Here is a 17,874-nt window from a genome sequence, read left to right as displayed (position 1 = left end):
CCCGCGCATGCCCTTGCAGAAACTCCGCAGCCAGCGCTGGCTGGCGCGCGACGACTTCCGTTCCTTCAACCACCGCTCGCGCGTGATGCAGATGGGGTACGACCCCAAGGACTGGGAAGGCAAGCCGGTCATCGCCATCCTGAACAACTGGAACGACTACAACCCCTGCCACCAGCACTTCAAGCAGCGCGTGGACGAGGTCAAGCGCGGCGTGCTGCAGGCCGGCGGCTTCCCGCTGGAACTGCCCACGGTGTCGCTGGGCGAAGCGATCATCAAGCCCTCCGCCCTCCTGTACCGCAACTTCCTGGCCATGGAAGTGGAGGAGATGATCCGCGCCTATCCGGTGGACGGCGTGGTCCTCATGGGGGGCTGCGACAAGACCACGCCCGCCATGCTGCTGGGTGCCACCAGCGCCGACGTGCCGGCGATCTTCCTGCCGGCGGGGCCCATGCTGCGCGGCATGTCGCGCGGCCAGACGCTCGGCTCCGGATCCGACGCCTTCAAGTACTGGGACGAGCGCCGCGCCGGCACCATCAGCGAGCCGCAGTGGCAGTCCATCATCGGCGGCATCGCGCGCAGTGCCGGCACCTGCATGACCATGGGCACCGCCAGCACCATGACCTCCATCGCCGAGGCGATCGGCATGACGCTTCCGGGCGCCGCCTCCATCCCCGCAGTCGAAGCGGGCCACCAGCGCATGGCCGCCCAGTGCGGCCGCCGCATCGTGGAGATGGTGCTGGAAGACCTGCGGCCGGCGCGCATCCAGACCCGCGCCGCTTTCCTCAACGGCATCTCGGTGGCCATGGCGCTGGGCTGCTCGACCAACGCCATCATCCACGTCATCGCGCAGGCGCGGCGCGCCGGCCAGGAGATCGGCCTCGCCGACTTCGACCGCATCAGCCGCGAAGTGCCGGTGCTGGCCAACATCCGCCCGAACGGCACCAGCCAGTACCTGATGGAGGACTTCCACTACGCGGGCGGCCTGCCGGCGCTGATGTCCCGGATCAAGCCTCACCTGGCGCTGGACCAGCTCACCGTGAACGGCCGCACGCTCGGCGAGAACCTCGAGGGCGCGGAGTGCTTCAACGACGACGTGATCCGGCCGCTGGCCGATCCGGTGTACCGGGAAGGCGCGCTGGCGGTCCTGCGCGGCAACCTCGCCCCGGACGGGTGCGTGATCAAGCCCTCGGCGATGAGCGAGAAGTTCCTGCAGCACTCGGGGCCGGCGATCGTGTTCGACGACTATCCGAGCCTCAAGAAGATGCTCGACGACCCGCAAGCCGAGGTCACCGAGGACCACGTGATCGTGCTGCGCAATGCCGGCCCCAAGGGCGGCCCCGGCATGCCGGAGTGGGGAATGATCCCCATGCCGGTGAAGCTGCTCAAGGAAGGCAAGCGCGACATGCTGCGCATCAGCGATGCGCGCATGAGCGGCACCAGCTACGGCGCCTGCGTGCTGCACGTCGCGCCGGAGGCCTTCGTCGGCGGCAACCTGGCGCTGGTGAGGACGGGCGACCGCATCGGCGTGGACATCCCGAACCGCACGATCCGGGTGGAGATCTCCGACGCCGAGATGGAAAGCCGCCGGGCCGCGTGGAAGCCCTTGCCGCCGCGCTTCGCGCGCGGCTACGGCTGGATGTTCACGCAGCACATCCTGCAGGCCGACCAGGGGTGCGACATGGATTTCCTGCGCACGGAGTTCGGCGAAGCGGCGGGGGAGCCGGACATCTTCTGAGCGGATCCCTGGTCAAGGGGATGCGCGCGCGCCCGGACTGACAGGCGGCAGCGGCTGCGCGGCCGCGCAATGCGTCTGCGTGAGCTAGTAGCGCTGCCGCCCGCCGGTCGCCGCCATGCGACCGGTCGCGGCGGCCGCATGCGGCGCCAGCTGTGATGCGCGGTTATCCCGCGTGTGCAGCTGTGACAGGAACGCGTTGCTTGGCCGCACACCGGCACGCGCGGCAGCGCTAGCGAATTGCCCGCTCACCAGGCTCCTCCCTACATTGGGCCGGACCCAAGGAGGAGCGCCATGAAGTTCACCGCCTCTCAGATGCGGGCCGCCGTGCTCGCGGCCGCCCTGCTCGCCCCGTGCGCGCACGCACAGAAGCCGCCGCAGGTGCCGCCCGCCATCGCGGCCATGGGCCGTGCGATCGCCGCCGAACTGATGATGCATTGCCCGGTCGCCGACGCGGACGACGCGGCCGCCTTCGAGGCCTGCCGGACCGCGCTCGACGAAGGCGGCGTGCTGCGCAAGTCCTTGCCGGAGATCGTGCTGTGGGGCCGCGACGGCGCCGAAGGCGCAGCGGGCCTGGAGCGCAGCGGCTTCACCCAGCTCGCCCCCGAACTGTGGACGCGCCTGTACGCGCCGCTCTTCATGTTCAACGGCAACCACCGCATCGAGTGGGTCGCGGCGGAGAACCAGTTCGTGATCCGGCTCGAAGCCGCGTTCCGCAACCGGCTCGCGCCCGGCCAGTTCCCTTATCCGCTGTGGCACGACGCGGCGGCCTGGTCCGCCTACCAGCACGCCAATGGCCTGCTGCTGTGGGTGCAGCCGCAGACGGCGCGCATCCACGTCGCCCAGTTCACGGAGCGTGCCGCCACGCCCTTGCTGCAGGCCGTGCGGCCGATGGACCGCCGCTTCGACGGCCAATGGTTGTGGACCGATGCCGGCGGCCGCACGCAGCCGGCCGTGACGCTGTTCGACGGCCACTACCGGGCCGAGAATCCGTTCCGCGCCGCCATCGACCGCAACTACCGCGACCTCGCCCTGCAGCTGCGCGAAGCCAACTGCAGCGGCTGCCACGCGCCCGACGCCGCCGGCCAGGGCCGCAGGCTGGTGCTCCTGTCGAGCCCGGCCCATGCGGCGGGCGAGATCGACCGGGTGATCCGTGTCGTGCGCGAGCCGGGCACGCGCTGGAAGGCGCACGCGCTGTCCGCCGAGGATCGCCAGTGGCTCCTGCAAAGCGCCGAGGCCTTCCGCGACACGGTGCGCAGCGCCCGGGACTGGGAGACCGAAGTGGCCGGCCGCGAACGCAACCACTTGTGGCAGCCGCAAGAGCGCGCGGTGTCGCTGCGGCCTGGCAGCGAGCTGCGCCTGCGTCCCTGAACGGCGCGCCCACCGCGCTTGAAAAAGGGCCGCTGCTGGCCTACCTTGCAGCGCCGCGCGCTCCCGCGCGGCTGCGAGGAGGTTCCATGCCCGCCTACATTGCTCTTGCCAAATTCACCGACCAGGGCGTGCGCTCCGTGAAGGACACGGTGTCGCGCGCGGATGCCGCGCGCGAACTCGGCCGCCGGCTGGGTGTTCGGATGGAGAACATCCACTGGACCCTGGGCGAGTACGACATCGTCACCTACTGCGATGCCGACAGCGACGCCGCCATGACCGCCTTCGCGCTCGCCGTCAGCGCCGCGGGCAACGTCAAGTTCGAGACCTTGCGCGCCTTCCCGCGCGAGGAGATGGCCGCCATCCTGAAGAAGCTTCCCTAGGGGGCCTCCGCGGCAGTCGGCACGGTCCTGTAGGACCGCGCCGCGACCTGCACGCCCCGTGCGCACGGCCGAGCAGTGTGTCAAGCAAACTCCCGGCCGATGAAGCAGTCGAGGGAGTGCCACATGGAAAGGATCTGGGGGCCGGTCAACGGTTTCTACCTGGCCGCCTACGCCGCGCCCACGGGCGACGGCGATCGTTTCTGCAGCTATGCCAAGGTCTGCTGGGCGCGCCCGGAAAGCTACTGGGACGCGGATTGCGCCTTCAAGATCTTCTGCGGCGAGCACCACCGGTCCGAAGAAGGCGCGCTTGCCAGCGCCGCGCTGGAGGCCGGCAACGAGATCAGCCTGCTGCCGCGGCACGCGCGCGCGCTCGCCGAGCAGCGCCGCTGGGCCAGGCGGCGCCCGGCGCGGCGCCTGTTCGCCAGTGCCTTGTTCCGGCATCGCCCGGCGTAGCGCCCTCCGCGCTGCTGTTTTTGTAGCAACGAGCCCACACCGCAAGGGACCATCCCCGCTTTGTGCTGGACGCAGCCGGCGCGAGGCTATGAAAATCGTAGCAATGGCCGTGACCATGCCCACCTACTACGACGTGCTGCAGGTCGAGCGCGACGCGACGCCCGAGCGGGTGCGTGCCGCCTACCGCAAGCTCGCGCAGAAGTACCACCCGGACAAGATGCCCGGCAACGCGAACGCCGTGCGGGCGATGGCCGCGATCAACGCTGCCTACGACGTGCTGGCGGACGCGCATCGACGCGCCGAGCACGACCTGTGGATCCGCCGCGCCGAACGGGTGCAGAAACCGGCCCCCGCAGCCGTGGCGCTGCCCCAGGACCTCTGGGCCTTTCTCCACCCTGCCACGCACTGGCCCTGGTACCTCCTGTTCGCCACGCTGCTCGTGGCCCTGGGAACGGTCGCCACGGCGATGTACCTCACCGCCATGCCGGCGCGCTCGGCTGTGTTTCCCGCGGTGCAGGCTTGCACCCAGCAGCCTGCCGCAACGGCCGCGCCTGTACCCTGCCGGCGGCGTACCTGAACCGCAGCCGTCCCCTGCGCCAGGCCAGACTGCGCTGACGGGCAGAACCGTCGGGGTCCGATGTCAATCGGACCAGCCCGGCCGCACCTTCTCCTTGTTCGACAAGGAGTACCCATGAAGTCCAAGACCCTTCTCGCCGCCGCGCTCGCGGCCGGTTCCCTCGCGGGGCTGGCCGGCGTCGCCCAGGCGACCCCGGCCGTCGTGGCCGGCACCACCCCGTACTACAACAACGGCGGGGCGCCCATTTACAACAACGGCACGGCGCCCGTCTACAACAACGGCACGGTGCCTTACGGCAGCGCGCCGGTGTACACCTCGCCTTCGACCACGATCGTGGTGCAAGGTCCGCCGCCGGCGCCCATCTACGAGACCGCGCCGTCGTCCCGCGAAGGCTATATCTGGGCGCCCGGCCACTACGTCTGGGAAGGCGGCCGCTACCGCTGGCACGGCGGCGAGTGGATGCCTGCGCGCCAGGGTTACGCCTGGCAGGCTGCCCACTGGGAGCAGCGCAGCGACGGCTCCTGGTACCTGCTGGGCGGCACCTGGGTGCGCACCGACAACCTGGCCTATGACGACGGCCGCCGCGGCGCCTGGCGGGATCGCGACGGCGACGGCGTGATCAACCGCGACGATCGCTATCCGCGCGACCCGAACCGGAATTGAGCCAGCGCTCCAGCTTCTCCAGGGTGCCCGTCCAGCCACGCTCGTGGTTGTCGCGGGCCTGCTGGTCGAAGAAGCGCTCGTGCAGGAAGTGCAGCTCCGTGCCGCCCGGCACGGAACGCAGCTCGATGCACACGCGGGAGACCCGTTCGGGCGTGCTGTGCCACGCCCAGCTGAACGCCAGCCGGCGCGGTACGTCGACCTCCTCGTAGCGCCCGGCGACCTCGTGCTCCTCGCCGTCGGGTGTGCGAAAGCGGATGCGGTAAGCGCCGCCGGTCCGCACGTCGAGTTGCGCGAGCGTCACCGAGTGCGGCTCGCCGGGGCCGAACCAGGCGCTCAGCGCCTGCGGGTCGGTCCACGCACGCCAGACTTTTTCGGCGGGGACCGGGTAGCGGCGCGTGAGGCGGAGCTGCTGCCTTTCGGCGACGGGGCGGTCCATGGCTGCACTTCCTCCTGGTGGTACAGGTAGCGACCGAGCGCATCCAGCCGTCCGGTCCAGAATTTCCCGTAAGCCGCGAGCCACATCGCCGCATCCCCCAGCGCCGCGGGTGCGAGTTCGCAGCGCACCGTGCGCCCTTCCTTGGCGCGCAGCACCAGGCCGGCGTCCTCCAGCACCCGCAGGTGCTTCATGAACCCGGGCAGGGACATGCCGTGCGGCTGCGCGAGCTCGCTCACGCTGGCGCCGCCCTGGGTCAGGCGTTGCACGACGCTGCGTCGCGTCGCATCCGAAAGCGCCCAGAAGACCTGGTCCAGCGCCGCATCGTCGGTCACGCGCACTCCGTCAGGAGGGCATGAGCGGCTGCAGCATGCTCAGGCGATTGCGCTCGGTGTCGTAAAAGGCGACGTACTGCCCCACGCCCGGAATCTCCATGGGCGTGCCCAGCACCTCGCCGCCGGCCTGCCTGACCGCCTTCATGGCGGCCTGGATGTCTTTCACGCCGACCACGACGGAAGGATGCTGGCCGGGCATCTCGGGCGAGCGCGGAAAGAAGCCGCCGTTGATGGCGCCGCGGTTGCCCTTGCCTGGCGGCATCACGTCGGCTTCGGCGGTGGTGGCGAGCACGTAGTGCCCCATCTCCTCGCCGAGCATCTGCAGCTTCCAGCCGAAGGCCGACTGGTAGAAGCGGGCGATGCGCTCGCGGTCGTCGTAGGGCATCTCGAAGTGGACGACGGGATCCATGGTTCAACCTCCTGCGTGGGCGCCTTGCAGCGCGGTTGGGGGAACGCGTGCGGCGGGCTGGCGCTATTTCGAGCGGCCGTCGTAGTGCTTGACCGGCACGCTGTCGACGTCGAAGTCCTCCAGCGTGCGCAGGTTGATGGCGGCCATGGGAGAGCCGTCCGGCATCTTCCCCTCGCCCCAGGTGTGGATGCCGCACGCCGGGCAGAAGCGGTGGCGGATCACGTGCTTGTTGAACATGTACGTGCCTGCGTCCTGCTCCGGCGTCAGCACGCGCAGCTTGTCGCGCGGGACGAACCACAGCAGCGAGGCGCGGCGCGAGCACATCGAGCAGTTGCAGGCAAGCCCGCTGTCGGGCTCGCCTTCCACCTGGTAGCGGACGCGGCCGCAGTGACAGCTGCCGGTGTGGGCCATGGGACGCTCCTTTCACTTAACCGATAGGTTCAGTTTAGGCGGACCCCCTCCCCTGTCAAGTTCCGCCCATCGGACGCGGGGCTCAGCGGGAAGGCAGCCCCATCGCCCGCGTGATCACCTCCTTCATGATCTCGTTGGTGCCGCCGTAGATGCGCTGCACGCGGGCGTCCGCATAGGCCCGCGTGATCGGGTACTCCCACATGTAGCCGTAGCCGCCGTGCAGCTGCACGCATTCGTCCATCACCTTGCACTGCAGGTCGCTGGTCCAGTACTTGGCCATGCTCGCCGTTGCCGTGTCCAGCCGGTCCTGCAGCACCAGCTCCAGGCAGCGGTCGACGAAGACGCGCGCGACCTGCACCTCCGTCTGCAGTTCCGCCAGCTTGTAGCGGGTGTTCTGGAAGGCCGCGACGGGCTGGCCGAACACGCGCCTGTCCTTGACGTACTGCACCGTCCAGTCGATCGCCACCTGCGCCGCGGCCACCGCGGTGATCGCGATCTGCAGGCGCTCCCAGGGCAGTTGCTCCATCAGGCCGATGAAGCCGCGATTCAGCATCGCCTCGCCGCCCAGCAGGTTCTCCGCCGGGACGCGCACCTGCTCGAAGAACAGCTCCGAGGTGTCCTGCGCCTTCAGGCCCAGCTTCTTCAGGCGCCTGCCCTTTTCGAAGCCGGGCATGCCGCGCTCCACCAGCAGCAGGCTGGTGCCCTTGGCGCCCGCGGCGGGGTCGGTCTTCGCCACCACGATCACGAGGTCCGCATGCCAGCCGTTGGTGATGAAGGTCTTGCTGCCATCGAGCAGGTAGCTGCCATCGGCCTGGCGGATCGCGGTGCTGCGGATGCCCTGCAGGTCGCTGCCGGCCGCCGGCTCGCTCATCGCGATGGCGCCCACCATCTCCCCGCTCGCCAGCCTGGGCAGGTAGCGGCGCTTCTGCTCCTGGCTGCCGTAGTGCAGGATGTAGGGCGCCACGATCTCGCTGTGCAGCCCGAAGCCCACGCCGGTGAAGCCGCCGCGCGCCAGCTCCTCCATCTGCACCACGGAATACAGCTTGTCGGCGCCGGCCCCGCCGAACTCCTCGGGCATGGTGGGACAGAGATAGCCGTTGGCGCCCGCCTTGCGCCACAGCTCGCGGTCCACGTAGCCCTGCTCCTCCCAGGCCGCGTGGAAGGGCGCGACCTCCTTGTCGACGAAGCGGCGGAAGGCATCGCGGAAGGCCTCGTGGTCGGCGTTGAACAAGGTGCGTTCGATCATCGTGCGTCCCCGGAATGAAAAAGCCGCCGCCCCTGCGCGGGCGGCGGCCTTGCAGCTTACGCGTTCACAAGCGCGAAGACGTCGGGGCATCCCCCAGCGGCTGGCCGCCCGGTCCCGCCTTGAAGGTGAGCGGACTCTGCGCGGCCTGCTGGCCCACGCCGGGCTTGCTCCAGTCGCACACGCCGGCCTGGAACACGGCCTGCAGCCGCTGCAGCTGCGCCGCCGTGAAGACCCCGCCGGGGTAGTCGCCCGGGTTGAAGGGCTTGAGCTGGCACTTCAGGACGTCCTCCGTCCGCGGGCCGCCGGCGACCTGGCGCGGGGACGCCGCGGGCTTGAGCCACGGGTCGGCATCGCACACGGCCATGTCGAAGATGCGGTTGGTCTGCGCTGCGTCGTCCGGCTTCAGGCAGAAGTCGCGCGCTTGCGCCGGCCGCGTGGCGCGCACCCTGGCTTCGATGCTGCGGTTGCTCGGCTCGGTCACCAGCGCGGTGAGCCACTGGTCCATGACCAGGAAGGCTTCCTGGCCCACGGTGCCCGGTGCCGCCAGCCCGGTGCGCGCGAAGCGCCACAGGGCCTGGTTGTTCGCGTCGCCGGCGTCGCGCGCGATGCGGTCGCGGATGGCGAAGCTGTACCACTGGTGGTGGATCGGGATGGTGTTGCCGGTCAGGTTGCCGGTGGTTCCGCTCACGGCCAGGGGGTTTTGTCCGGGCGGGACGTTGATGTTGGAGTCGTCCCATCCGCGCAGGTCGATGATGGGCGCCTTCGCCAGGTTCCTGCCGGAAGCCACGATGCCCGAGCGGTAGGCGATGGCCAGCGCTTCGCTGTCGGCGACGCTGCGCTGGGCGCCGAACTCGGCGTCCTTGTTCGTGCCACCGACCACCTCGTTCAGCGTCACGAACTCCTCCGCACTGATCGAACCGGCCACCAGCGCCCGCAGGCCGTACTGGACGCCGACGTTGTCACGCGTGTCGCGCGGCGTCGAGGTGCCCGGGATGCGGCCCCAGATGTTCTCGGCCCACCCCCAGGCATTGCAGCGCGGCAGGCTGGCCGTCGCCGTGGGATTGGCCGGGTCGTAGACCTGGCTATTCGGCAGCTCGCAGTTGTTGATGGTGGTCGTGGACTGCTGGATCACGCCCGCGGTCCAGTCGGCAAGGCGCTGGGCGCCGGTGCCGGTCGCGCCCACGGTGCGTTGCTGGTACATGCCCGGCCTGCCATTGCTGCCGAAGGCGTTGTACCAGGCCTGGCAACCGGACTGGTCGGGGTGGCCGTTGATCGCGCCCTTCCTGGCGTTGATCTCCGCCTGCGTCAGCGTGCCCCAGAGCCCGAGCATCTGCGGCTTCTGGTAGGCCTCGACGAGCAGGGAGCAGTCCCCGACTTCCAGCGTCGTCGTCTCCGAGTCCGGATAGGTGCAGCTGGTCACGACGCCATCGAGCAGGCCCGGGAAGATCGAGAGGTTCATGTTCGAGTTGATCGAACCGCCCGAGCAGCCGGTGCCCAGCGTGAACCGGATGGGACCGTAGCTGTCGGCGATGTGCTCCTTCATCATCATGACCGTCTCGGTCATTAGCACGCGGTTCGAGTTGCGCACCGAATCGGTCATGCTGTTCGAGACCACGATCCAGCCGCGCTTGAGCTGCTCCTCGAGCGAGCTCCAGGCGGACGACGTGGTGCGCGACTGGCGCCGGGGCTGGCCGGTGCTGGCGCCGAAGTGGTAGTAGACCTTGCCGTTCCACTGCGCCTGCGGGGCGACCGGCGTCCAGGCCTGGGCGGGGTCGAACAGGACCGCCAGGTCGTAGATGCCGCGGTTCATCGTGCCGCGCTCCAGGCGCACGATCAGGTTGACCGTCCTGCCGTTGTCGGTGGTCACCGGGGCGGCCATGTCCGCCGGCGTCGTGCCCGGGGTGTAAGGCTTCCAGCAGAAGCCGTTGGCCGGCGCCGAGCCGCCGTCGGGCAGCGCCGTGCTGCACCCCGTGCTGCCGCCCGCCGCGACGTTCGTGCGGTAGTACAGCTTGGTTTCCGTCGGGATGTTGCAGTTGGCGTCCGGCTGGCCGGTGAGGCCGCTCGCATTCGAGCCGGGGTCCGTGGCCGTCGCGGGCACCGCCGTCGGCGTCGCGCAGTAGAAGGGCGTGATGTGGGCGGAGCCGGAATACACGGGCCCGTTGCGCGGTGCGTTGGTGATCACCAGGCGCGATCCGCGGTCGAAGCCGACCTTGAACGATGCATCGAGCTGGTTCGCGCCGGTCCTCAGGCCCGTGACCAGGCCGACCAGCCGGCCGTTGCCCTGCTCGCTGAAATTCTTCGAGATGTCCTGCCCATTGAGCTGGATCGTGAGGCCCTGCTTCAACTGTCCCGGCGGCGCCGTGATCTCGACGAGCGCATCGCCGTCGCTCACGAGGTCGGCGCGGTTGGACAGGGTGTTGATCCGGATCGGGCCGTTGCCGTTGCCGTCACCACCGCCGCCGCCGCACGAAGCGAGCAGCACGCAAGTGAGTGCGGCGACGGCAAGCCGCCACGATGGCGCACGCGGGCGCGCCCTGCGAATGGGAAGGGGTTGCAAGTGTGTCTCCTTGATGCGGCCCGCGTGAACCCCGCAGGCTCCGGCGCAATCTAGGGCTCCCGCGCATCGCGCGGTTGTGCGGCAAACCCCGATGTCGTCACGTGCGTGACACCGCGAGCACACACGTGACTCGGCCGTGGCGCGATTTGTACTGAGCATTTGCTTGGCCGCGTGCCTATACTGCGGCGCATCACGGACCTGGAGAGACCGCCATGGAAGCTTTCGTCTACGACGCAGTCCGCACGCCCCGCGGCAAGGGCAAGAAGGACGGGAGCCTGCACGAAGTCAAGCCGGTGAACCTGCTCGCCGGCGTGCTGTCCGAACTGCAGCGCCGCAACGACCTGGACACCGGCCAGGTCGACGACGTCGTGATGGGCGTGGTGTCGCCCATCGGCGAGCAGGGTTCGGTGATCGCCAAGGTGGCGGCGCTCAAGGCCGGCTGGGACTGGCGCTGCAGCGGCGTGCAGCTCAATCGCTTCTGCGCCTCCGGCCTCGAAGCCGTCAACCTGGCCGCGCAGAAGGTGCGCTCCGGCTGGGAGGACCTGGTCGTCGCCGGCGGCGTGGAGAGCATGAGCCGCGTGCCCATCGGCTCCGACGGCGGTGCCTGGGCCCAGGACCCGGAGACGAATTCGGCCACCGCCTTCGTGCCGCAAGGCATAGGCGCCGACCTCATCGCCACGCTGGAAGGCTTCTCGCGCGAGGACGTGGACGCCTTCGCGCTCGAATCGCAGCAGCGCGCCGCCCGTGCGCGCGAAGGCGGCTTCTTCGCTGGCAGCGTGGTGCCGGTCAAGGACTTCCTCGACCAGGTGATCCTGGACCAGGACGAGTTCATCAAGCCGCACACGACGCTGCAAGGCCTGGCCTCGCTCAAGCCCGCGTTCGAGCAGCTGGGCGCCATGGGGTTCGACCAGGTGGCGATCGGCCGCTACCCGCAGGTCGAACGCATCCACCACGTGCACCATGCCGGCAACTCCTCGGGAATCGTCGACGGCGCGGCCGCGGTCCTGGTCGGCAGCGAGGCCGCGGGCAGGACGCACGGCCTGCAGCCGCGCGCGCGCATCGTCGCCGCGGCGCTCTCCGGCGCCGACCCCACCATCATGCTCACGGGCCCGATGCCGGCGGCACGCAAGGCGCTGGCGAAGGCCGGCTTGTCCATCGAGGACATCGACCTGTTCGAGGTGAACGAGGCGTTCGCCGCGGTGCCGATGAAGTTCATGAAGGAGCTGGGCGTGCCGCACGAGAAGGTGAACGTCAACGGCGGCGCGATCGCCATGGGCCATCCGCTGGGCGCAACCGGGGCGATGATCCTCAACACCCTCGTCGACGAGCTGCACCGGCGCAAGCTGCGCTACGGCCTGGCCACGCTGTGCGTGGGCGGCGGCATGGGCATCGCCACGATCGTCGAACGGGTCTGACGCGATGAAGACCCTCCGCTACGAACTGGCCGACGGGATCGCGACGATCACCTTCGACGAGCCCGGCTCGCCGGTCAACACCATGTGCCTGCAGTGGCAGGAAGACCTCACCGAGGCCGTGCAGCAGGTCGTGCGCGACCGGGACGCGATCCGCGGCGTCGTGCTCGCCTCGGCCAAGACCACTTTTTTCGCCGGCGCCGACCTCAAGGGGACGATGCGGCTGCAGGCGGGTGACGCGCCGCGGGTCTTCCGCGAGATCGAGCAGGTCAAGAAGAACTTCCGCACGCTGGAAACGCTCGGCAAGCCGGTGGTGGCCTGCCTCAATGGCGCGGCGCTGGGCGGCGGCTGGGAGGTGGCGCTCGCCGCGCACCACCGCATCGCCATCGACAACCCGAAGATCGCCTTCGGCCTGCCGGAGCTCACGCTGGGACTGATCCCGGGGGCGTCGGGCATCACCAAGATGGTCCGGCTGCTGGGTCTCGTGGCCGCGCAGCCCTACATCCTGGAGAGCAAGCTGTTCTCCCCGCGCGAGGCGCAGCAACTGGGCCTGGTGCACGAACTCGTGCCCGACGCCGCGGCACTGCGTCCGGCCGCGCTCGCGTGGATCGCGGCGCATCCGCAGGCGCAGCAGCCCTGGGACGCCAAGGACTACAGGATGCCCGGGGGCACGCCGAGCAACCCGAAGATCGCGGGCATGCTCGCCGTCGCACCGGCGGCCTTGAAGCTCAAGACCCGTGGCCTCTACCCTGCCCCGGAGGCCGCGCTCGCGTCCATGGTCGAAGGCGCGCAGGTCGACTTCGACACGGCCCTGCGCATCGAGACGCGCTACCTGGCGCGGCTGATCGTGTCGCCGGTGGCGAAGAACATGATCAACACGTTCTTCTTCAACATGAACGCGATCAAGGCCGGCCAGTCGCGTCCGAAATGGGACGGCCAGTACAAGCCGCAGAAGGTGGGCATCCTGGGCGCCGGGATGATGGGCGCCGGCATCGCCTACGTGCAGGCCAGCCGCGGCGTGGCCACGATCCTGAAGGACGTGTCGCAGGAAAAGGCCGAAGCGGGCAAGGCGTACTCGCGCAAGCTCACGCAGCCGCGCGTGGACAAGGGCCGCCTCACGCCGCAGGAGCAGCAGGCGCTGCTCGCGCGCATCACGGCCACGGAAGCCGCCAAGGACCTGCAAGGCTGCGACCTCCTCATCGAGGCGGTGTTCGAGAACCGCGAGCTGAAGGCGAAAGTGACCCGGGAGGCCGAGCCCTCGCTCGCGCCGGGCGGCTTCTTCGCGAGCAACACGTCGACGCTGCCGATCACCGGGCTGGCGAAGGCCAGTGCGCGGCCGGAGAAATTCGTCGGCATCCACTTCTTCAGCCCGGTCGACAAGATGAAGCTGGTGGAGATCATCCGCGGCAAGGCGACGGACGACGAGACCGTGGCGCGCGCCTACGACTACGTGCAGGGCATCGGCAAGATCCCCATCGTCGTCAACGATGCGCGCGGCTTCTTCACCAGCCGCGTGTTCGGCACCTTCGTCATGGAAGGCGCGGCCATGCTCAGCGAAGGCATCCCGGCGCCGGTGGTGGAACAGGCCGGAATCCAGGCGGGCATGCCGGTGGGGCCGCTGGCCGTGCTGGACGAGACGGCCTTGTCGCTGTCGGTGCACGTGCTGGACCAGACCCGCGCGGACTTCCGCGCCGAAGGCCAGACCTACATCGCGACGCCGGGCGAACTGCTGGTCGAACGCATGGTCAAGGAGTTCGACCGCAACGGGCGCGCGGCGGGCGGTGGTTTCTACGAGTACCCCCAGGGCGAAAAGAAGTTCCTGTGGCCGCAGCTCAGGACGCTGTTCGAGAAGCCGGACGCGGCCTGGGACCTGCAGGAGCTGAAGGACCGGCTGCTGTACCGCCAGTCGGTGGAGACGGCCCGCTGCCTGGCCGAAGGCGTGCTCACCAGCGTGCACGACGCCAACATCGGCTCGATCTTCGGCATCGGCTTCCCGGCCTGGACCGGCGGTGCGATGCAGTTCATCTACGGCACGGGCATCGCGCCCTTCCTGCACCGCGCGGAAGTGCTGGCATCCAGGTACGGCCCGGGCTTCGTCGTGTCGCCGCAGGTCAAGGACGCGATCCGCAGGTTCGAGCCGAAGTACTGAGTGTTTGAGCGCAGTGCGCTGCCAGTCCGCGTGCGGGTGGGCTTCATCGCGCTGGCACGGCGCTCGGGTTTGACCCTCCGAATTCGTTGACTCCGGCAACCATCCGCGCCACACTGCCGCATGCCTGCCGCCGTCGCCAAGTCGCACGTGAAGGCCGTGCGCGCGTTCAACCGCTTCTACACGCAGCGCATCGGCGTGCTCAAGCGCTACCTCGATACGGACTTCACGCTCACCGAGGTGCGCGTTCTCTACGAGCTGGCGCACCGGCCACCGCTGACCGCGCGCGAACTGGTGCGCGACCTGGAGCTTGATGCGGGTTATCTCAGCCGCATCCTGCGCCGCTTCGAGGACCGCGGCTGGATGGCGCGGGAGGCCGCGCCCCATGACGGCCGGCAACAGTTGCTGCGGCTCACCGAGGCGGGTTACGCCACCTTCTCGCCGCTGCAGCAGAAGTCGCGCGAGGAGGCCGCTGCCCTGCTCGCCACCGTGCCCAGGCAGGCGCGGCCGCGGCTGATCGCGGCACTGGAGACGGTGCACCGCCTGCTCGATGCGTCCGCGCCGCGCGGGCGCCGCATCGTGCTGCGCGATCCGGCACCGGGGGACATGGGGTGGGTGGTGCAGCAGCACGGCGAGCTCTACGCGCGCGAGTACGGCTTCGACTGGACCTTCGAGGCCCTCGTTGCCGACATCGTGGCCCGATTCATCCGCGACTTCGACCCGCAACGCGAGAAAGGCTGGATCGCGGAAGCGGATGGCGAGCGGGCCGGCTGCGTGTTCCTGGTGCGCCAGTCGGCCACGGTCGCCAAGCTGCGCCTGCTCATCCTGCGGCCGGAAGCGCGCGGGCTGGGCCTGGGTGGCCGGCTCACCGACGCCTGCATCGCCTTCGCGCGGGCAGCCGGCTACCGCAAGCTGGTTCTCTGGACGCAGAGCAACCTGCTTGCGGCGCGGGCGATCTACGCGTCACGCGGCTTCGTGCTCAAGGACAGCGAGCGCAACGAAGCCTTCGGCCAGCAGCTGGTGAGCGAGACCTGGGAGCTGGTGCTCTGAAACGCGCGCTCGCCGCCGCCGCGGCCACCGGCGTGCAGGTGGGCGCCGCCATCGTCGCCTCGCGCTTCGTCGTCGCCGAGGTGCCGCCGCTCACGCTCGCCATGCTGCGCTACGCCATCGGCTTCCTGTGCCTGCTTCCCTTTGCGCTGCCTGCATGGCGCCGGATGCCGGCCATGCCGCCGGCACGCGACCTGGCGGCGATGGCGGCGCTCGGCACGGGGCAGTTCGGCATCCTGATCGCGCTGCTCAACGCCGGATTGCAGACCGTGCCCGCCGCGCCGGCCGCCCTGCTCTTCAGCCTGTTCCCGCTGCTCACGCTGCTGCTGGCCGCGGCGCTGGGGCGCGAACAGATGACGCTGCGCCTGCTCGCGGGCGTGCTGCTGTCGATCGCGGGCGTGGGCCTGGCGCTGCTCCCGGGGCTGCACGCGGCCCCTGCGGCTGGCTGGTCGGGCGAAGCGGCCGTCCTCGCCTCCGCCTGCGTAGGCGCCTTGTGCAGCGTGTTGTACCGGCCTTACCTGCAACGCTATCCCACGGTCCCGGTGTCCGCCTTCGCCATGCTGGCCTCGGTGTTGTTCCTGGCCGCCATCGCATTGGGCGAGGACTGGCCTGCCCGGGTGCGAGGACTCTCGCCCACCGCCTGGGGGGTCGTCGCCTTCGTCGGCTTTTCCAGCGGCATCGGCTATTTCTGGTGGCTGTACGCCCTCAAGCACGAGGCGCCCACGCGCGTCACCGTGTTCCTCGCGCTCAATCCGGTCACGGCGGCCCTCCTGGGCTGGGCCTGCCTCGGCGAGCCGCTGACGGCATGGATGCTTGCCGCGCTCGTGCTGATCGCCGCCGGCCTCGGCATGGCCACCCTGCCCGTGTCCGGCAACCGACAGGCAGCACCCGGATAATCGGGGCATGTCGTCTCCCTCCGAAGCGCTGGCTGCGCCTGCGCTGGCGCCCGCCCAGCCCAGGAACCTCACCGACCTGTTCGTCACCTTCACGCTGATGGCCCTGCAGGGCTTCGGCGGCGTGCTCGCCGTCGTGCAGCGCGAGCTGGTGGAGAACAAGCGCTGGATGACCAAGGAGGAATTCATCGAGGAATGGGCCGTGGCGCAGATCATGCCCGGCCCCAACGTGATCAACCTGGCGATCACGCTCGGCTCGCGTTACTTCGGCTGGCGGGGCGTCCTGGCCGCACTGGCCGGCCTGATCACCTGCCCGCTGCTGGTCGTGCTGGCCCTCGCCCTGGTCTACGCGAATTTCGCCGACAACCCGCAGGTGGCCGGTGCGCTGCGCGGCATGGGCGCGGTGGCGGCCGGCCTGATCACCGCCACCGGCCTGAAGCTGCTGCCCGCGCTGCGCAAGAACGTGATGGGGCTGCCCTTGTGCACGGCCCTGGGCATCGCCTCCTTCGCCGCCATTGCGCTGCTCAAGCTGCCGCTGGCCTGGGTGCTGGTCTTCCTGGGCGCGATCGGCTGCATGGCCGCATGGAGGAAGCTGGCTCCATGAACCCCATCGTGCTGCACGCGGCCGACTGGCTGTCGCTCTTCCTGCACTACGCGTCCCTGTCGCTGCTGTGCGTGGGCGGCGCGATCACCACGGCGCCGGACATGCACCGCTTCCTGGTGCAGGAAAAGGCCTGGCTCACCGACCCGCAGTTCAGCGCCTCGATCGCGATCGCGCAGGCCGCCCCCGGGCCCAACGTGCTGTTCACCGCGCTCATGGGCTGGAACGTGGGCCTGAATGCCGGCGGGCTGTGGACCGCGGCGCTCGGCATGCTCCTGTGCCTCGGGGGCATCATGCTGCCCAGCTCCGTTCTGGTGTACCTGACGGCGCAATGGAGCCACCGCAACCGCGAACTGCGCGGCGTGCGGGCCTTCAAGCAGGGGATGGCCCCGCTGGTGATCGCCCTGCTGCTGTCCACGGGCTGGATCCTCGCCACCGGCCAGGGTTACGCCCTCGCCCACTGGCCCTCGTGGCTGGTGACGGCGGTCGCCACCCTGTTCGTGTGGCGCACCCGGGTGCACCTGCTGTGGCTGCTGGGCGCCGGCGCGGTCCTGGGCTGGTTCGGCTGGATCTAGCGCCCGGCGCCCCGGGCGTCACAAGGGCTTGATCTCCACCTTGCGCCACTTGATGGTGCCGCGGCCCCATTGCAGCGCGATCGGGCCCTGCGCGAACTTCGCGTCGCGCACGTCCACGGTCTTCACGCCGTTGAGCAGCACCACCAGGTGGTCGCCGCGGGCCGTGATCTCGTAGGTGTTCCACTTGCCGCCGGCCTTGGGCATGGGCTCCGGCGCCTTGGCCACCCGCACGATGGCGCCGGTGCCGTAACTCGGGTCGGGGCGCTGGTCGAAGATGTTGGCCTCGTAGCAGGTCTCGTCTCCGACCGCCGCGGGGTTCTGGCAGCGCAGGAAGACGCCGCTGTTGGCATCCTCGCTGGCCCAGAACTCGGCGCGGACCTGGAAATCACGGTAGCTGGCGTGGGACACAAGGTAACCGGGGTCCTTGCCACCGCTGGTGGCCTGGATGGTGCCGTCGGCCGCCATCCAGTTGGCGTCGCCCACGCGGCGGAAGTTCTCCAGGCCGCGGTTGCCGTCGACCAGGGTCGTCCAGCCCGTCATGGAATTCATGGAGGCGCAGCCGCCGAGGGCCAGCACCAGCACGGCGCAAGCCCGCGCCGCGGTCGTCCGTTTCTTCATGGGAGTCTCCTTGGG

Annotated in this window: 19 protein-coding genes; 12 read left to right on the top strand and 7 right to left on the bottom strand. The window is 69.8% G+C overall.

Going from position 1 to position 17,874, the window contains the following annotated elements; translation table 11 throughout:
* Nucleotides 1-7 precede the first annotated feature (7 nt).
* From araD to AC3EGR_RS03900, 6 genes are all read left to right on the top strand, one after another.
* Nucleotides 8-1,735 (top strand): L-arabinonate dehydratase, encoded by a 1,728-nt coding sequence (gene araD, locus AC3EGR_RS03925; RefSeq protein ID WP_488545132.1) that lies wholly within the window; start codon nt 8-10, stop codon nt 1,733-1,735.
* Between the two features lie 291 nt (nt 1,736-2,026).
* Nucleotides 2,027-3,103, top strand: coding sequence for a hypothetical protein (locus AC3EGR_RS03920; protein ID WP_488545131.1), 1,077 nt, complete (start codon nt 2,027-2,029; stop codon nt 3,101-3,103).
* Nucleotides 3,104-3,189: 86 nt separating this feature from the next.
* On the top strand, nt 3,190-3,483 hold the full coding sequence (locus tag AC3EGR_RS03915; protein ID WP_488545130.1) for a GYD domain-containing protein: 294 nt from the start codon (nt 3,190-3,192) through the stop codon (nt 3,481-3,483).
* 123 nt (nt 3,484-3,606) lie between these two features.
* The gene (locus tag AC3EGR_RS03910) at nt 3,607-3,936 is read left to right on the top strand and encodes a hypothetical protein (protein WP_488545129.1); all 330 of its coding nucleotides are present in this window, start codon (nt 3,607-3,609) and stop codon (nt 3,934-3,936) included.
* Between the two features lie 88 nt (nt 3,937-4,024).
* The gene (locus AC3EGR_RS03905) at nt 4,025-4,513 is read left to right on the top strand and encodes a J domain-containing protein (RefSeq protein ID WP_488545128.1); all 489 of its coding nucleotides are present in this window, start codon (nt 4,025-4,027) and stop codon (nt 4,511-4,513) included.
* 114 nt (nt 4,514-4,627) lie between these two features.
* A complete protein-coding gene (locus tag AC3EGR_RS03900) occupies nt 4,628-5,176 on the top strand; it encodes a hypothetical protein (protein ID WP_488545127.1) in 549 nt (182 codons plus the stop codon).
* On the opposite strand, the gene AC3EGR_RS03895 is transcribed toward AC3EGR_RS03900, so the two are convergent.
* From AC3EGR_RS03895 to AC3EGR_RS03870, 6 genes are all read right to left on the bottom strand, one after another.
* On the bottom strand, nt 5,133-5,612 hold the full coding sequence (locus AC3EGR_RS03895; protein WP_488545126.1) for an SRPBCC family protein: 480 nt from the start codon (nt 5,610-5,612) through the stop codon (nt 5,133-5,135). The two genes, AC3EGR_RS03900 and AC3EGR_RS03895, sit on opposite strands and share 44 nt — an antisense overlap.
* Nucleotides 5,510-5,944: an ArsR/SmtB family transcription factor gene (locus AC3EGR_RS03890; protein WP_488545125.1), complete on the bottom strand. Its 435-nt coding sequence runs from the start codon at nt 5,942-5,944 to the stop codon at nt 5,510-5,512. Before AC3EGR_RS03890 ends, AC3EGR_RS03895 begins: the two co-directional genes overlap by 103 nt.
* 10 nt (nt 5,945-5,954) lie before the next feature.
* Complete coding sequence (locus AC3EGR_RS03885; RefSeq protein WP_488545124.1) at nt 5,955-6,353, bottom strand: VOC family protein; 399 nt, start codon at nt 6,351-6,353, stop codon at nt 5,955-5,957.
* A gap of 63 nt (nt 6,354-6,416) precedes the next feature.
* Nucleotides 6,417-6,764 carry a GFA family protein gene (locus AC3EGR_RS03880; RefSeq protein ID WP_488545123.1) on the bottom strand — a complete coding sequence of 116 codons (348 nt, stop codon included), beginning with the start codon at nt 6,762-6,764 and terminating at the stop codon, nt 6,417-6,419.
* An 82-nt stretch (nt 6,765-6,846) separates the two neighbouring features.
* Nucleotides 6,847-8,010 carry an acyl-CoA dehydrogenase family protein gene (locus AC3EGR_RS03875; protein ID WP_488545122.1) on the bottom strand — a complete coding sequence of 388 codons (1,164 nt, stop codon included), beginning with the start codon at nt 8,008-8,010 and terminating at the stop codon, nt 6,847-6,849.
* A gap of 64 nt (nt 8,011-8,074) precedes the next feature.
* On the bottom strand, nt 8,075-10,492 hold the full coding sequence (locus AC3EGR_RS03870) for a DUF6351 family protein (protein ID WP_488545121.1): 2,418 nt from the start codon (nt 10,490-10,492) through the stop codon (nt 8,075-8,077).
* Nucleotides 10,493-10,779: 287 nt separating this feature from the next.
* On the opposite strand from AC3EGR_RS03870, the gene AC3EGR_RS03865 reads away from it, so the two are divergent.
* The 6 genes from AC3EGR_RS03865 (at nt 10,780) to AC3EGR_RS03840 (ending at nt 17,241) form a co-directional block, all read left to right on the top strand.
* Nucleotides 10,780-11,982, top strand: a complete 1,203-nt coding sequence (locus tag AC3EGR_RS03865; RefSeq protein WP_488545120.1) for an acetyl-CoA C-acetyltransferase — start codon at nt 10,780-10,782, stop codon at nt 11,980-11,982.
* Between the two features lie 4 nt (nt 11,983-11,986).
* Entirely contained in the window at nt 11,987-14,128 is a 2,142-nt protein-coding gene (locus tag AC3EGR_RS03860) for a 3-hydroxyacyl-CoA dehydrogenase NAD-binding domain-containing protein (RefSeq protein WP_488545119.1), read from the top strand.
* A 120-nt stretch (nt 14,129-14,248) separates the two neighbouring features.
* The gene (locus AC3EGR_RS03855; protein ID WP_488545118.1) at nt 14,249-15,175 is read left to right on the top strand and encodes a bifunctional helix-turn-helix transcriptional regulator/GNAT family N-acetyltransferase; all 927 of its coding nucleotides are present in this window, start codon (nt 14,249-14,251) and stop codon (nt 15,173-15,175) included.
* Nucleotides 15,157-16,068, top strand: a complete 912-nt coding sequence (locus AC3EGR_RS03850) for a DMT family transporter (RefSeq protein ID WP_488545327.1) — start codon at nt 15,157-15,159, stop codon at nt 16,066-16,068. The genes AC3EGR_RS03855 and AC3EGR_RS03850 overlap by 19 nt, the downstream gene beginning before the upstream one ends.
* 7 nt (nt 16,069-16,075) lie before the next feature.
* Nucleotides 16,076-16,669 carry a chromate transporter gene (locus AC3EGR_RS03845; protein ID WP_488545117.1) on the top strand — a complete coding sequence of 198 codons (594 nt, stop codon included), beginning with the start codon at nt 16,076-16,078 and terminating at the stop codon, nt 16,667-16,669.
* Nucleotides 16,666-17,241 carry a chromate transporter gene (locus tag AC3EGR_RS03840; RefSeq protein ID WP_488545116.1) on the top strand — a complete coding sequence of 192 codons (576 nt, stop codon included), beginning with the start codon at nt 16,666-16,668 and terminating at the stop codon, nt 17,239-17,241. Before AC3EGR_RS03845 ends, AC3EGR_RS03840 begins: the two co-directional genes overlap by 4 nt.
* A gap of 18 nt (nt 17,242-17,259) precedes the next feature.
* Here AC3EGR_RS03840 and AC3EGR_RS03835 read toward each other — a convergent pair whose 3' ends face one another.
* Nucleotides 17,260-17,859 carry a 3-keto-disaccharide hydrolase gene (locus tag AC3EGR_RS03835; protein ID WP_488545115.1) on the bottom strand — a complete coding sequence of 200 codons (600 nt, stop codon included), beginning with the start codon at nt 17,857-17,859 and terminating at the stop codon, nt 17,260-17,262.
* Nucleotides 17,860-17,874: the final 15 nt, after the last annotated feature.

Source organism: Ramlibacter sp. G4-7 (assembly GCF_057784995.1).
Note: the sequence above shows the minus strand (reverse complement) of the source record. Positions and strands in the feature narration are given on the sequence as shown.

Coding starts and splice junctions, on each gene's coding strand:
- araD (WP_488545132.1), top strand. CDS start 8: ATGCCCTTGCAGAAACTCCGCAGCCAGCGCTGGCTGGCGCGCGACGAC.
- AC3EGR_RS03920 (WP_488545131.1), top strand. CDS start 2,027: ATGAAGTTCACCGCCTCTCAGATGCGGGCCGCCGTGCTCGCGGCCGCC.
- AC3EGR_RS03915 (WP_488545130.1), top strand. CDS start 3,190: ATGCCCGCCTACATTGCTCTTGCCAAATTCACCGACCAGGGCGTGCGC.
- AC3EGR_RS03910 (WP_488545129.1), top strand. CDS start 3,607: ATGGAAAGGATCTGGGGGCCGGTCAACGGTTTCTACCTGGCCGCCTAC.
- AC3EGR_RS03905 (WP_488545128.1), top strand. CDS start 4,025: ATGAAAATCGTAGCAATGGCCGTGACCATGCCCACCTACTACGACGTG.
- AC3EGR_RS03900 (WP_488545127.1), top strand. CDS start 4,628: ATGAAGTCCAAGACCCTTCTCGCCGCCGCGCTCGCGGCCGGTTCCCTC.
- AC3EGR_RS03895 (WP_488545126.1), bottom strand. CDS start 5,612: ATGGACCGCCCCGTCGCCGAAAGGCAGCAGCTCCGCCTCACGCGCCGC.
- AC3EGR_RS03885 (WP_488545124.1), bottom strand. CDS start 6,353: ATGGATCCCGTCGTCCACTTCGAGATGCCCTACGACGACCGCGAGCGC.
- AC3EGR_RS03880 (WP_488545123.1), bottom strand. CDS start 6,764: ATGGCCCACACCGGCAGCTGTCACTGCGGCCGCGTCCGCTACCAGGTG.
- AC3EGR_RS03875 (WP_488545122.1), bottom strand. CDS start 8,010: ATGATCGAACGCACCTTGTTCAACGCCGACCACGAGGCCTTCCGCGAT.
- AC3EGR_RS03865 (WP_488545120.1), top strand. CDS start 10,780: ATGGAAGCTTTCGTCTACGACGCAGTCCGCACGCCCCGCGGCAAGGGC.
- AC3EGR_RS03860 (WP_488545119.1), top strand. CDS start 11,987: ATGAAGACCCTCCGCTACGAACTGGCCGACGGGATCGCGACGATCACC.
- AC3EGR_RS03855 (WP_488545118.1), top strand. CDS start 14,249: ATGCCTGCCGCCGTCGCCAAGTCGCACGTGAAGGCCGTGCGCGCGTTC.
- AC3EGR_RS03845 (WP_488545117.1), top strand. CDS start 16,076: ATGTCGTCTCCCTCCGAAGCGCTGGCTGCGCCTGCGCTGGCGCCCGCC.
- AC3EGR_RS03840 (WP_488545116.1), top strand. CDS start 16,666: ATGAACCCCATCGTGCTGCACGCGGCCGACTGGCTGTCGCTCTTCCTG.
- AC3EGR_RS03835 (WP_488545115.1), bottom strand. CDS start 17,859: ATGAAGAAACGGACGACCGCGGCGCGGGCTTGCGCCGTGCTGGTGCTG.